Annotated in this window: 15 protein-coding genes; 14 read left to right on the top strand and 1 reads right to left on the bottom strand. The window is 33.7% G+C overall.

The window, feature by feature from the left end; genetic code table 11:
• From IGI58_RS00225 to IGI58_RS00205, 5 genes are all read left to right on the top strand, one after another.
• The gene (locus tag IGI58_RS00225; RefSeq protein WP_429955177.1) at positions 1 to 1020 is read left to right on the top strand and encodes a lysozyme family protein; all 1020 of its coding nucleotides are present in this window, start codon (positions 1 to 3) and stop codon (positions 1018 to 1020) included.
• A gap of 17 nt (positions 1021 to 1037) precedes the next feature.
• Positions 1038 to 1949: a conjugal transfer protein gene (locus IGI58_RS00220; RefSeq protein WP_429955179.1), complete on the top strand. Its 912-nt coding sequence runs from the start codon at positions 1038 to 1040 to the stop codon at positions 1947 to 1949.
• An 80-nt stretch (positions 1950 to 2029) separates the two neighbouring features.
• Complete coding sequence (locus IGI58_RS00215) at positions 2030 to 3007, top strand: methyltransferase (protein ID WP_429955181.1); 978 nt, start codon at positions 2030 to 2032, stop codon at positions 3005 to 3007.
• Entirely contained in the window at positions 3008 to 3460 is a 453-nt protein-coding gene (locus IGI58_RS00210) for a MarR family winged helix-turn-helix transcriptional regulator (protein ID WP_429955183.1), read from the top strand.
• 155 nt (positions 3461 to 3615) lie between these two features.
• Positions 3616 to 4365 carry an SDR family NAD(P)-dependent oxidoreductase gene (locus IGI58_RS00205; RefSeq protein ID WP_429955185.1) on the top strand — a complete coding sequence of 250 codons (750 nt, stop codon included), beginning with the start codon at positions 3616 to 3618 and terminating at the stop codon, positions 4363 to 4365.
• 91 nt (positions 4366 to 4456) lie between these two features.
• Here the strand turns inward: IGI58_RS00205 and IGI58_RS00200 are convergent, their stop codons facing one another.
• Positions 4457 to 5875: a PLP-dependent aminotransferase family protein gene (locus tag IGI58_RS00200; RefSeq protein WP_429955187.1), complete on the bottom strand. Its 1419-nt coding sequence runs from the start codon at positions 5873 to 5875 to the stop codon at positions 4457 to 4459.
• 110 nt (positions 5876 to 5985) lie between these two features.
• On the opposite strand from IGI58_RS00200, the gene IGI58_RS00195 reads away from it, so the two are divergent.
• The 9 genes from IGI58_RS00195 (at position 5986) to IGI58_RS00155 (ending at position 13251) form a co-directional block, all read left to right on the top strand.
• The gene (locus IGI58_RS00195) at positions 5986 to 7290 is read left to right on the top strand and encodes a DMT family transporter (protein WP_429955189.1); all 1305 of its coding nucleotides are present in this window, start codon (positions 5986 to 5988) and stop codon (positions 7288 to 7290) included.
• 76 nt (positions 7291 to 7366) lie between these two features.
• Positions 7367 to 7756: a cytidine deaminase family protein gene (locus IGI58_RS00190; RefSeq protein WP_429955191.1), complete on the top strand. Its 390-nt coding sequence runs from the start codon at positions 7367 to 7369 to the stop codon at positions 7754 to 7756.
• Positions 7747 to 8439, top strand: coding sequence for an MBL fold metallo-hydrolase (locus IGI58_RS00185; RefSeq protein ID WP_429955193.1), 693 nt, complete (start codon positions 7747 to 7749; stop codon positions 8437 to 8439). Before IGI58_RS00190 ends, IGI58_RS00185 begins: the two co-directional genes overlap by 10 nt.
• A gap of 55 nt (positions 8440 to 8494) precedes the next feature.
• Positions 8495 to 9289: a helix-turn-helix domain-containing protein gene (locus tag IGI58_RS00180; RefSeq protein WP_429955195.1), complete on the top strand. Its 795-nt coding sequence runs from the start codon at positions 8495 to 8497 to the stop codon at positions 9287 to 9289.
• A 39-nt stretch (positions 9290 to 9328) separates the two neighbouring features.
• Entirely contained in the window at positions 9329 to 9799 is a 471-nt protein-coding gene (locus tag IGI58_RS00175; RefSeq protein WP_429955197.1) for a glyoxalase/bleomycin resistance/dioxygenase family protein, read from the top strand.
• A 220-nt stretch (positions 9800 to 10019) separates the two neighbouring features.
• Positions 10020 to 11846, top strand: a complete 1827-nt coding sequence (locus tag IGI58_RS00170) for a MucBP domain-containing protein (RefSeq protein ID WP_429955199.1) — start codon at positions 10020 to 10022, stop codon at positions 11844 to 11846.
• A 206-nt stretch (positions 11847 to 12052) separates the two neighbouring features.
• A complete protein-coding gene (locus IGI58_RS00165; protein ID WP_429955201.1) occupies positions 12053 to 12499 on the top strand; it encodes a hypothetical protein in 447 nt (148 codons plus the stop codon).
• Positions 12500 to 12570: 71 nt separating this feature from the next.
• A complete protein-coding gene (locus IGI58_RS00160) occupies positions 12571 to 12975 on the top strand; it encodes a sigma-70 family RNA polymerase sigma factor (protein WP_429955203.1) in 405 nt (134 codons plus the stop codon).
• Between the two features lie 87 nt (positions 12976 to 13062).
• Complete coding sequence (locus IGI58_RS00155; protein WP_429955205.1) at positions 13063 to 13251, top strand: helix-turn-helix domain-containing protein; 189 nt, start codon at positions 13063 to 13065, stop codon at positions 13249 to 13251.
• Positions 13252 to 13357 lie beyond the last annotated feature (106 nt).

The raw sequence follows: 13357 nt of genomic DNA, 5'->3' as shown, positions 1-13357 counted from the left end.
ATGAAGCTATTAAAATTAAAGCTTGTTATAGGTGTGATGAGCCTTTTTACTGTTCTTTTTGGCGTATTATTTTGTGTCACGCTCTTCTTTTCTGATGAGGAAGAAAGTAGCAACAGTGAAGCTTCTCTTACAGGGTTAAATGTTTCGTCAGAGGTATTGACACATAAACAGACGGTCGAAAAATACTGTAAAGAATATGGCATTTCTGAGTATGTTTCGTATATCTTAGCCATTATGCAAGTAGAATCAGGTGGAAAAGGTCAAGATGTGATGCAAAGCAGTGAATCGCTTGGACTGGCACCGAATACATTGTCTACAGAGGCTTCGATTAAACAAGGCTGTAAGTATTTTTCGGAGCTTTTAAGCTCAGTTAAAGCGAAAGGAATTGATGATATCAATGCCACAATTCAGTCCTATAACTACGGGGGAGGATTTCTCGATTATGTCTCGTCAAAAGGCAAGAAGTATTCGTATGAATTAGCAGAAAGTTTTTCAAAAGAAAAGTCTGGTGGGGTCAAAGTAAACTATCCCAATCCAATCGCGATTCCAATTAATGGTGGCTGGCGATACAACTATGGCAATCAATTTTACGCCAAATTGGTTTCGCAATATCTAACAGCTGGAGTAACAAAATTTGATGATAAAACTGTTCAAGCTATTATGGATGAAGCGTTAAAATATCAAGGATTTCCTTATGTCTTTGGTGGGGATCGTCCAGAAACGAGTTTTGATTGTAGTGGATTAACAAAATGGTGTTATGGAAAGGCAGGCATTGTGCTACCTCGAATTGCCCAAGCTCAGTATGATGTAACCCAGCATATCCCACTATCAGAAGCTAAAGCAGGAGACTTGGTTTTTTTTCATTCAACCTATGCTACGTCTGATTATGTGACGCATGTTGGCATCGTTGTCTCACCAACCCAAATGTATAATGCTGGCGATCCGATTGGTTATGATGATTTAACGTCTTCCTATTGGCAGCAACACCTCATTGGTGCAGGAAGAATCATCAATAAATAGAGAAAGGAAAACCTACAATGAAAATTAAAATAGAAAGAAAAGAAAAAAAGCCAAAACCAAAAAAGATACCTACTGTAAAAGTGGGGACACACAAAAAATCAGTCACACTATTATGGAGTCTTTTGATTGTCAGTGTCTGTTTTAGTGTCTATAAGAATTTTACAGCTATTGATCAACATACGGTTCATGAGAAAAAAATCATTGAACAGCGCGTGATTGACACGAGCAAAGTTAAAAGCTTCACAGAAAATTTTATCAAGGAATATTATTCGTGGGAGCACAATCAAACTGCTTTAGATAAAAGAAAAGAGAACTTGAAAATGTATCTAACAGAAGAGCTACAAGTACTTAATTCGGATGTTGTAAGAACTGATATTCCAACGAATTCTAAGGTAGAAGCTATTCAATTTTGGGATATTCAGCAGGTAGATGATACTAATTTTGAGGTTCTATTTTCTGTTAAACAATTAATCTCTGAAAAAGAGAAAAAGCAAACCGTCGATTCAGTTTATACATTGACTGTTTATGTCGATAAAGCGAATAACATGGTGATTACGAAGAATCCAACGATTAGCAGTAAACCAGAGAAAGCTTCTTATGAACCTAAGAAGCTAGAAAATGATGGAACCGTTGATGCGAAAACAATAGAAGAAATCAACTCGTTTTTAGAAACCTTCTTTAAACTTTATCCCAAAGCGAGCGAGAAAGAATTGTCTTATTATGTGAGTGAGCGTACTTTAAAACCAATAGGAAAAGATTATCTTTTTGTTGAATTGATTAATCCAGTTTATATTCAAAAGGGGAATCAAATATTTGTATATGTTTCAGTAAAATATCTTGATCAACATACTAAGGCAGCACAGTTGTCACAATTCAACCTTCAATTAGAGAAAAAAGAAAATTGGATGATTGTTCATTTAATTTTGTAAAGAGATACTTCCAATTGTAAGCTTGACATACAAAAAGAATGTATGCTAAGCTTACAATCAAAGTGAGGAGGATAGTTCAGATGGAACATACAGAAAAAACGCATAAAAAATATTATAAAATGATTCATAATTATCAAGCAGCACAAGTTTTTTTTACAGCTTTGCAGATGGATATTTTCTCTCTGTTAGATGAAACCAAAAGTAGCTATGAGTTATCTAAGGAACTAGATATTCCAGAGGAAAAACTAATATTTTTTCTTGAAGCTCTCATTTCATGTGACTTTATTAACAAAGAAGAGGGTCAATATATAAATACTACACAGACAAGTAGATATCTTTCACGAAATAGTGCAATATATATTGGAGAAGTACTACTATTTCGAGAAGAAATGACTTCTCTTAGTGCTCTTGAAGCTAACTTAAAAGAGAAGGATTATTCATTAATAGATAGACCATGTTATGATTTTAGGAAATTAGCTGAGCTTACGATTCCTGAGATGTATATAGAACGCGTACCAGCATTTTTAACAACAGTAGCACAAGCATTTATTGAAAAAATGGAGTCTTTGAAGGTTTTGGATTTAGGGGGAGGCGCAGGTATTCTTGGTATTGAATTCAGTAAGCATTATCCCAATAGTGTTGTGACTATTTTTGAGACAGAGGAAGTCGCAGTTATCACAAGAAAAACAGTTGAAGAGCATGGGGTAAATGGGGCAGTACATGTTGTAACTGGCGACTTTGAGTATGATGAGATAGGACAAAATTATGATTTGATTATTGCCTCTGGCATATTGAACTTCGTTTCTCAAGACAAATTAAGCTCATTCATTAAAAAGCTATCTGATTCACTTAAAATGAATGGGAAATTACTCATTGTCAATCAAGAAAATCAAAATACTAGCTACCGTTTAAGCTGGTTATCAGGGAATCTTGCTGGTATTCCTCAAGTGGTGAATCATAATTTAGAACAATCTTTGAAGCAAGCACATCTAATATTGGAAAGTAAGTTTAAAACTAGTCAATTTAACGAGTCAATATATCGAAAGGAAATATCTTAAATGGTGATAAAGCAAAATGATGTTGTTAGTTCATTTATTGAATTAACTGAGAGAATTGCCAATAGCAAAACAAATATATTGGATTTTGGTAGCAAAGAAATGACGTTTTATCGCGGGGAAATTCATATGATAAAAATGGTAGGAGATTATCCAGGAATTTATAGTTCTGAAATTGCTCGAAAGTTTGGCATTACTAGAGCTGTCGTTCATAAAACTTTGATAAAGCTTCAAGAGAGAAAGTTAATTACAAAAGAAATTGATAGTCAAGATAAGAAGAGATTTCGTTTATATTTAACAACTAAAGGTAAAGAAGCTTATGAATCTCATGAAGCTTATCATCAGAAATTTGATCAAGCTTTGTTTTCGTATTTGGATAATTTATCGGCTTCTGAATTGACAGTGATTGATGGATTTTTAAAAGAAGCAAGTCATTTAGTTGAAAATCATGCATAATAATTAATCTGACCAGCCTCTCATAAGTGTTCTTTGATAATTTACTTAATAAATTGTGATGACCACATCAACAACTGTGGTATACTGACCAAAATGAAACATTTGATTTACTTACTTCGATTACAAAATTGGAATTACCTTAAGGAGGTAACAGCATGAAAGTAAATAAAGTTGCGATTGTAACAGGTGGAAGTAACGGAATTGGTTTATCTATTGCTAGACAATTAGTGGATGAGCAGATGGAAGTAGTGATTATCGGAAGAAATTTAGATAAGTTAAAGAAAGCTTGTGAAGAATTAGGAAGCCATTGTCGATACTGTCAGGCAGATGTGAGTAACCAACAAGAGGTGAAAGAATGTATCAACAAAGTTATCAATGATTTGGGCAGGATAGATATTCTGGTGAACAATGCTGGGATCATTCAACTGGTTTCAACTGAATTAGCTTTAAGTGATGCAGATCGTTTATGGGATGAAGTAATAGATACGAATTTGAAAGGCGCGATGCTAATGACTGTTGCATCAGCAGAACACTTGAAAAAAACAAAAGGGAAAATTGTTAATATTAGTTCGATCGGTGCTTTTACTGGTGGAAGTGGCAAAGGTTCACTGGTCTATTCCTCGTCAAAGGCTGGGGTGAATGGCTTAACATATGCTACTGCAAGAGAGTTGAGTCCTTTTGGGATAAATGTGAATGCTGTTGCTCCAGGAGTGATTAGGGAAACGAACTTTAATGGCGGTTTTAATGAAGAGAATGAAAAGCTTTACACACAGCAAATTCCTATTGGGCGTATTGGTGAGCCAGAGGATGTTGCAAATGCAGTGTCATTCTTAGTTTCGGAGGCAGCTACTTATATTAATGGAGAAGTGATGAATGTAAATGGTGGTTGGTTGTTCGGAAGGTAGCTTGATTTAAAAAAATAATAAAGGCGACTTGGGCAATTAATCAAGTCGTCTTTATTTAGCTTCTCAAATACATTTCCAAAGCATTGGTAGGTTACAAGTAGTCCTTCCAAGCTGTTTTTAAACGATGAATGCAGTCTGGAATTTCAGAAACGAGGATTTTACTAAATCCCAAAAAGAGAGAATAAGGTGGACAAGCCGCCTTATCATGCCAAAACTGCATTGTTGAATAAACTCGAACACCGTTTTTTTCCGCTAATTGGATCATTTCTTGTTGATTAATTTCTTTAGAAAAATGAAGTAAAAAATACTGTCCACTGACATTGCTAGAAAGGTCTACATTAATACTAAAAGTTTTAAATTCTTCAATAAAAACCTCTAATCTTTTTTTAAATATTTGATTCATTCGTCGGATATGCCTTTCATATTCCCCAGATTCAATTAATTTAGCTACTGTGTATTGATTTAACAAAGGGACAGAGCTGTTATAAGCTACAAATTTTTCTTTGTATACAGGAACTAAGTGAGGCGGTAAAATCATATAGCTCATCCTAAGTGAAGGTGAGAGCCCTTTTGAAAAGGTTCCAAGATAGATGACTCTTTCATTTCTATCAATAGATTGTAAGGATGGGATAGGATGTGAATAGTACCGTAATTCGCTATCAAAATCATCTTCAAAGATATAAGTGTTATGGGCACTAGCCCAGTTTAGTAGCTCAATTCTTCGACTAATTGACATAACCGCTCCAGTAGGAAATTGATGAGAAGGAGTTGTATAGACTCCTAGTGTATGATTGTTTTTTGGAAGCTTAGAAGCTAGGAGACCTTCATTGTCAATTGGAATACTTTGTATATCTAAATGATGATGTTCAAAGATGGTTCTAGCTTTTATATAGCCAGGTTCTTCCATCAAAACTAAGTTCTTATCGCTTTCAAGCAAGAAGCATAAGTAGCTTAAAGATTGCTGTAAACCACTTGTAATAATAAGCTGATCTGCAACACATTCAACACCTCGAAACTTTGCTAGGTATTTTATTAATTCCTGTCTAAGAAAGGGGTCGCCTTGTTTATTTTGAAGTAAAGAGAGCTTTTGTTCTTTTTCTAGTAAATCTAAGCTATCTAGTGTAAATTTTCTCCAAATTTTTTTTGGAAATAAATCTTGTGAATGACCAACGTTTGTCAGATCATAAATAATATGAGGTTGAGGCTCTCTATGCCGACGATTTGCACTAACTGCTTTTGAGATTTTGTGTGTCATAAAAGATGAGTTTAGCTTTGGAACTGCAACGACGATTAAGCCAATACCCTTTTTTGATTTTACATACCCTTCCGCTAACAGTTGACTATATGCTGTATCAACCGTATTTCGGCTAACTCCAAGGGTTTTAGCTAACCCACGACTTCCGGCTAAAATGGTTCCTGTGTCAATGATACCTGTGACGATTTCTTTTTTCAGTTGTTGATAAATTTGAACATAGAGTGGTTTATTTTGTTTTCGATCAATATAAATCATGTTATCACTTCTTTCTGAGTGGCACCTAAATAAAAGCGAATAGTGGCACTTTTAATAAGTCCACCTATATCTTATCATAGACGCAATGAGGATAACAGGAGGAAAAGCTAGTGGAATCAAAAAAACGAGAAAACAAAAATAGTGATATTTTATTAGAAATTGTTGCCATCTCTTTTTTAGCAATGGGAGGGATATTTGTTAAATCTAGCCATCTTTTGCCAATAAATACTGGTTTTTATCGCGTTTTATTTTCATTACCATTGCTTTTACCACTTGCTTATAGAGAATTGAAGACTTTGAAGCGTAAAGATGTTTTGATTCTATTACTTTCAGGTGTTTTTTTAGCAGGAGATATCGGTCTTTGGAATATGTCTTTTTCCTATACAAGTGTCGCAAATGCAAATCTCTTAACGAATTTGACACCTTTGACAGTTGTTCCAATTGCTTATTTAGTCTTTAAAGAAGAGATACCAAAGTATTTTCCAATTGGAGTAGCAATTACATTTCTAGGTTTATTTGTACTGTTAGGTGGAAAGATTCAAGCCAGTAGTGAAGGTTATTTTGGGGATTTTTTAGCGTTCTTGGCTTCCATTTTCTATGGTGGATTCTTATTAATCTCGTATAAATTAAGGGATCGAATCGGTAGTCATGCAATTATGTTTGTCAGTGGACTTGGGAGTACTATTGCACTTTTTATACTGGCTAATTTTGAAGGATTTCAAGTCCCTAAAACTGTAGATGACTTTTTACCAATTCTAGGTTTAACAATTTGTTTACAGGTCATTGGACATAATTTATTAGCTTATTGTCAAGGAAAACTAAATGTGACGCTTTCTTCGGTGATATGTCTTTTTCAAGCGGTCATAGCAACAATGTATTCCTTTATTATTTTTGGAGAAATGATTTCTGTAAGAGAAATTTTAGGAATGATCATTGTAATGGTGGGTGTGTTTACAGTAAAAACACAATTTTCAGCTTCTAATACAGTGAGTGATAGGTCGCTTAGTGATAAAGAGACTGTTGGCAAAATGAGTATATTTAAAAAAATAAAAGAAAAATTCCGCAGATTTATTTCTACGTATGTTAATTCTTATCCTACAAATTGGGTGAAAGAAGGGTACGCAATTCGAAGTGCACCGTTACCTCATAGGCAAGCTATATTACTAAATGAAATAGTCATTCAGATTGTGCAGAGAGACAAAAATAATAAATATTATGCTTATTTCAAAATAGTAGAGATAGGCAAATCAAAAGCACTTTTATACGGGTCTTCATCAGCAGCATTCTTCGATGATCAAAGTGAAGTGTTAGGTTCATACCGAACCTTTAAAGAAGCAAAAGAAGAATTATTAGCGTTAGACAAGGCGATTCATCGTAAACAGTTCGTGTTCAAGCTAAATTTAAGCTGCTCATAGCTATTGATACTGCTGAATAGACGGATAGAGCAGGTAAGAGAGAAAAGAGTATAGTAAGAAGGGAACGAAAACGAATATGAATAATCAAGAATTATATCAAATTGCAATGAATAGGATTAACCATAAAGAGTTAAAGAATAGTGGCATTTCAGGTCATGTAGCTTGTGCTTTAGAAACGAAAGCTGGAACAATTTATACAGGGGTGTGTATTGATATTCCTTGCTCTCTTGGGTTGTGTGCGGAACAAGCAGCGATTGCGGAAATGGTTAAGAATAATGAGACTATCATCAAAAAAATCGTTGCAGTATATGAAAGTGGAAAAATACTGCCTCCTTGTGGAAAGTGTAGAGAATTTATTGCACAAATTGATCAGCATAATCTAACAACAAAAGTTATCTTACCAGAGATGGCTGAGGAAGAACTACAAGAGTTATTACCAGAAAGGTGGGATTATATATGGAACTAAAAAAGTTAACAGATAAGATATTTTATTATCCTCATGAATCTGCCACAGATCGTCCTATGCTGGCTTATGTAAATGGAGAAAGTATGAAGTTGGCTATTGATGCAGGAAATTCAGCGCAGCATGTAGATGAGTTTTACTGTTCTTTAGAGAATTATGGATTTGAAAAACCAAATATAACAGTAATGACTCATTGGCATTGGGATCACAGCTTTGGGATGCATCATATTAATGGATTTTCTATCGCATGTAGAAGGACAAATGAGTTTTTAGAAAATGAAAAAAAGAAATTATCAGACAATCAGTACATTGAATTCTTGAAAACAGATGATGAATGCTTTGCTAAAGAATATAGCAATAATCAAAAAGTGAGAGTTGTTTTGTCTGATATTGAATTTGATACAGAACTGACGTTAAAGCTTGGCAACTTAACTGCTAAAATTATTCATGTTGATTCTCCACATTCGGATGACACAGTACTGATTCATATTCCAGAAGAAAGAGTCCTATTTTTAGGAGACGCAACAAGTGAAGATTTTTTTAATAATGGTTATATGGATTTTGATAAACTAAAGCAATTGATTCGGGTCATTGAAAGTATTGATTGTGAGTATTGCATTTTGGGACATACAGAGCCGTTGCTCAAGTCGGAGCTACTGGATTATTTAAGAACGATTTTGCCTTAAATAATACTTACGATATAGAATGTATGTACGAGTAAAAAATAAGGAGTGAATATGCTTGAAATGGATAAGCTCGATTGTAGAAGTGAATAAATATTTTGTTCATATCGCTTCAGATAAACTACTGAGAGAGTATATTTCTCATTATTCAATATCTTTACCTAGTGATTCATTTCAACTTTTAAGTCCAATTTTGGTTCCTGATCTAGGTGGAACCATTATTTTTGAATTTAATAGTTCAGGTATTGATGCGAATGTATTTTGGGTAACGAATGATATAAAAAAAGTAAAAAGTACAGATAGTATTTTGTTTATGATTGAGTTCAATCCTAGTGGCTTGATTCGGTTATTTAAAGATAGTCATCCAAGCTATACGAATTTAGCGATGCCTTTAAAAGAATTAAATAAAGAGATTTACCTACAATTGTTCAATATCTTTTATGATTCAAGTTCAGTGGAAGTGTTGATACAACAGTTAAATCACTACTTTTGTGAGAAGTTATGTGTAGACAAAAAAATATCTGCAGTAGTTGACTACATAAAAGCCACGCATTGCCATTCTTCTGTGAAGAGTATCGCTGATAAACTCTATTATAGTCCAAAGCAAGTAAACCGAATGATGATGAATACAGTTGGTTTAACTGCTAAAGATTATTTAAAAACAAAACGACTTATCCTCTCACTAGATTATTTGAAAAATAAAACCTTAACAATAGACGAAATCAGTTATCAACTTGGTTTCTATGATACAGCACATTTTGTTAAAACATTCCATGAATTATACTTAGTGAATCCAACTGAATATAGAAACAATATGTCCCTTTTTTACAGTGAAAAGCACAAAACTTTCTAATATACTGAGTTTAAATAAATAATAGAAAGAAGTGTTGTTATGAAGTTTGATAGTCCAATGATCGTGGTCGAAAATATAGAAGCCTCTAAGGTGTTTTACCAAGAGGTGCTTAAGCAAAAAATTAAGGTAGATTTACAAAGTTATGTGATTTGGGAAGGTGACTTTTCAATGATGAGTATTGATCAGTGGAAGGAAGCAACTCATTCATCTATTAAAGTGATTAGTGAAAATAATAGCTTTGAACTTTACTTTGAAGAAGAGGATTATGATGCGTTTATCTTGCACTTAAAAGAGTATCCTACCATTCGCTATTTGCATGATACAAAGGAATTTCCGTGGGGGCAAAGAGGATTACGCTTTTATGATGTCGATCATCATATTATCGAGGTTGCTGAAAGCATGACCTCTGTAGCAAAAAGATTTTTAGCTCTTGGCTATTCAATAGATGAAACTGCTGAGAAAATTATGTTTCCTCGCGAGTTTGTTGAAGAGTGTTCAAAATCCGTATAGAGTAACTTCGATGCCATAGCTGAAAAAATCAGAAAACACTACATTGAGTTTATTGCATGTAGTGTTTTTCAGAATTAAAAAAGCTTAAATAATATTTAGACCCTAGTACAATCGCTCAAACCTCTGTTGATTTATTCTACTTCATGATTGCGAATATTTAGGTGATTATCATTATATAGTAAAAATGAAAATTAATTTAAATGATTAAAGGAGTAGAAAAATGAAAAATAAAGTGAAAGATTATTTTAAAAAAAAGAAAGTTCAAATAATGGTATTAATGATAGTAGGAAATATGTTGTTTGTTTTATTTCCAAAAGCAGTTTTAGCTGCAGTAGAAAGTAATGATTCCCCTATAGCTCAAGAAGAGGAAGTAGCATTAGTTGAAACATGGATGCCAGATCCATTATTAAGGAAAGCCGTTGCGAAAAGTTTAAGTACACGCTATGATACCGTATTGCCAGAAGAACTTACTAAAGAAATGGTAGCAGAGCTTAAAAGTCTTAATTTTAGTCAATATGAGTTGGCCATTCCTCTAAATACGGTTGTTGACTTAACGGGATTGGAATATGCTAAAAATCAATTAATTTCACTAGATACAACTCAAATAATTGCAAAAAATATTCCTGCCATTACCTTGCAGCAAAGTGAAAATGGCGGCGCTTTTTTACAAACAAGACCTAATGTATTGCCACATGTGACAGCGAATGGCAGTATTCGACAGTTAACGCTTGGACGATCCGATATTTCTTTTGCAGCCAATGAATTAGAAGGACTTGGGCAATATATTAATGTGCTAAATCCTACAGAGTGGCTAAGAGTTTATTCTATTGATATGACTGATTTTTCATTAATGGGGCTGTCCCCAAGCTTAAATGCGCGTGGATTGTTTTATAGTACTGGATTTACTCGAGAAACACCCGTAAGACTATCTCCACTTATTATTGAAAATAACGAATCTTTACTCGTCCAGTACGAGGATGCTGTAATGAAAAAAATCGACGGGGATCGATTAATATCAAGTCGTTCTCAACTTCGAGGTAGTACATTTTATCGAGATAGTGAAAATAATAAGCTAAGTAATTATGTGAATTGTGACTATACAGAAGAGGGCTTAATTTTTCATCATATTCCTGATGAGGCGGTAGAAATTATATTTGATTTTGATATCTATCATCGAATGTTTTCAACATACGCGTTTGTAGCTTCAATCCCAATTGTAAGAGCTACTCAAGGCGCGGATGTGACCATTCAATATGTGGATCAGCAAGGAATCAAAATTAATGATTCAAAAAAAATTTCTGGCACACTAAATGCTCCCTATGATGTAACTTCTGCTGACTATAAATTGGCCATTGATGGTTATATGTTAGATGAGGAAAAATTACCAGAAAATGCTATTGGCATTTTCACTGAACAAGAGCAGGTTGTTACGTATAGCTATAAGCAGCTTGCTGCACCAGTCATCGTGAACTATCAGACTGAATCAGGTGATCCATTGGTGGAAGCAATAACTTTGAATGGTTTTGTTGGTGAATCCTATACGACTGAAGAAAAAATAATTAAAGGCTATCAATTTAAAGAGATACAAGGAAATAAAGATGGTGTATTTTCACTAGATTCTCAAGCAGTTACATATATCTATGAGAAACAAAAGCATGAGATAGTAGCTCCTGTAATTGTTAAGCATCAAGATGAATGGGGAGAGAAAATAGCAGAAGAAGTCCAATTGACTGGAAATATTGGAGCAGCTTATGAAACTAAAGAAGAAAAAATTGCTGGTTACCATCTTAAAGAGATAAAAGGGGAAAGTAAAGGTGTCTTTTCGACAACACCTAAAACAGTTATCTATGTGTATCAGAAGCAAAAGGAGAAAATAACGGAAGAGGTTCAAACGGATACCTCAATGCCAACTGAGAATTTTGATTCTTCCAAAAAGCAATTGCCTAAAACAGGAGAAAATAGTCAGTTTTCTGGGTTTCTAAATGGTTTAGGTATTCTTACAGTATTGTTTATTCTTTTTTGTTTAGTAAAAGCAAGGAAAATTTAATATAATACACAGTTGATGGTAGCAATGGCGGATGATATATGGATATAACCTCAGATAAATTTCACTTTATCTGAGGTTTTTCTAAAAATACTCTCGTTAATTTTGAATATTTTCGTTTGTTATTGAGTACATTTCTATTAATAATTTTCAAATTCTGTGTCTTTTCAGTCACTTGTTTTGTTGGTAATAAGTGAAAGGAGAAAATAATGGATAAATTTGATGAAAAAAAGTTAATTTACCAGCAAATGGATTTACTGATGAAAGAAAGGAGGGAATTGACCAACATATATAATGAACTAAAAAACAGATTGATCAATTTAGATGATGGAGGTAATACAGATTTTAGAGTGAAGCCAAGCTCTGTAAGAATACCGAAGTCTGAAATTGAAAATCAGAAGTATTTACTAGCAAAAAAAGAAGGAATAAAACGAAATCAGTCCTACCAAAAAATTAGCCTCACCATTGCTTCTATATTGAAAGAGGCAAACGTCCCACTCTCAAATAAAGAGATCTATAGGATTTTAACAAAAGAACATCAGTTAACTATATCCTATCCTAACTTTACAAATAACATCCTACCTAGAATAAAAGAAGATTCTTCCATTCACGTTGAACGTGCTTACCGCGGCTATTGGCAATATCGCTTAACATAAATTTGACAGTATTATCCATTATACACAGCTCCTTTTGAAAATAATGATTTCAATAGGAAGAAGTGTTTTGAATGAATCAAAATAATGAACGAGTTAATGCACAGCTAACCAAGTATTTTGAAAAAGTCATTCGTCATGCAGCAATTAATTACTACAAGAAAAAATCACTCCGTCTTGAAAATGAAATTCTTGAAGAGGATACCACTATTATAGAATTGGTGAAACAAGATTCATTAAAGGAAAGAGGTGATTTTAATCTCTTTTCCCTGGATCTTCCGTTCTATGTTGAAGATGATAAACTGAATGAAGCTTTGACAAATCTAACTGTTAGAGAAAAACTTTTTTTGATAGAAAAATTTGTCAGCGACAAAACAGATCGTCAAATTGGTGAAGTCCTTCATATATCCAGACAAGGCGTCACAAATTTAAAGCTTCGATTGTATCAAAAACTAAGAAAATCTATCAAAAGTAACTAATGTTAAAATAATAAGTGTTGCTCGTTCTCCGCCTTTCCTTTGTTTTTAGAGAAATTAATTTATCTCAACAGAGGGAAGGAGTTAACCATGAAAAGCTTAAGCCAATTATTTATACAAGCAAAAAATGGAAGTGAGCAAGCGATCGAAGAGCTGATTCTTAGATTCCAACCATTGATAAATAAGATGGCATGGAAGAGTGGCGAATATGATGAGGATTGCTACCAAGAATGTATGCTAGCTTTTGTCATTGCAATTGGAAAATTTGAAATTCGATGATTTGACTGGTGAAAGGTATGCTGATTATTCGGTTGGTGTACCTCTCATTTTATAGAATAAAGAGTGAAAAAAATAAAGATTAAAATACTAGGGTAAAAGTTAGGCT

It is taken from the genome of Enterococcus sp. AZ020 (assembly GCF_050499205.1).
Lineage (GTDB): Bacteria > Bacillota > Bacilli > Lactobacillales > Enterococcaceae > Enterococcus_L > Enterococcus_L dunnyi.
This window is presented reverse-complemented; position numbering and strand designations above follow the sequence as displayed.

Bases quoted from the DNA above. Each gene is read 5' to 3' on its own strand.
- IGI58_RS00155 (WP_429955205.1), top strand. From the start codon at position 13,063: ATGAAAAGCTTAAGCCAATTATTTATACAAGCAAAAAATGGAAGTGAG.
- IGI58_RS00175 (WP_429955197.1), top strand. From the start codon at position 9,329: ATGAAGTTTGATAGTCCAATGATCGTGGTCGAAAATATAGAAGCCTCT.
- IGI58_RS00170 (WP_429955199.1), top strand. From the start codon at position 10,020: ATGAAAAATAAAGTGAAAGATTATTTTAAAAAAAAGAAAGTTCAAATA.
- IGI58_RS00205 (WP_429955185.1), top strand. From the start codon at position 3,616: ATGAAAGTAAATAAAGTTGCGATTGTAACAGGTGGAAGTAACGGAATT.
- IGI58_RS00225 (WP_429955177.1), top strand. From the start codon at position 1: ATGAAGCTATTAAAATTAAAGCTTGTTATAGGTGTGATGAGCCTTTTT.
- IGI58_RS00165 (WP_429955201.1), top strand. From the start codon at position 12,053: ATGGATAAATTTGATGAAAAAAAGTTAATTTACCAGCAAATGGATTTA.
- IGI58_RS00185 (WP_429955193.1), top strand. From the start codon at position 7,747: ATGGAACTAAAAAAGTTAACAGATAAGATATTTTATTATCCTCATGAA.
- IGI58_RS00190 (WP_429955191.1), top strand. From the start codon at position 7,367: ATGAATAATCAAGAATTATATCAAATTGCAATGAATAGGATTAACCAT.
- IGI58_RS00160 (WP_429955203.1), top strand. From the start codon at position 12,571: ATGAATCAAAATAATGAACGAGTTAATGCACAGCTAACCAAGTATTTT.
- IGI58_RS00210 (WP_429955183.1), top strand. From the start codon at position 3,008: ATGGTGATAAAGCAAAATGATGTTGTTAGTTCATTTATTGAATTAACT.
- IGI58_RS00215 (WP_429955181.1), top strand. From the start codon at position 2,030: ATGGAACATACAGAAAAAACGCATAAAAAATATTATAAAATGATTCAT.
- IGI58_RS00200 (WP_429955187.1), bottom strand. From the start codon at position 5,875: ATGATTTATATTGATCGAAAACAAAATAAACCACTCTATGTTCAAATT.
- IGI58_RS00220 (WP_429955179.1), top strand. From the start codon at position 1,038: ATGAAAATTAAAATAGAAAGAAAAGAAAAAAAGCCAAAACCAAAAAAG.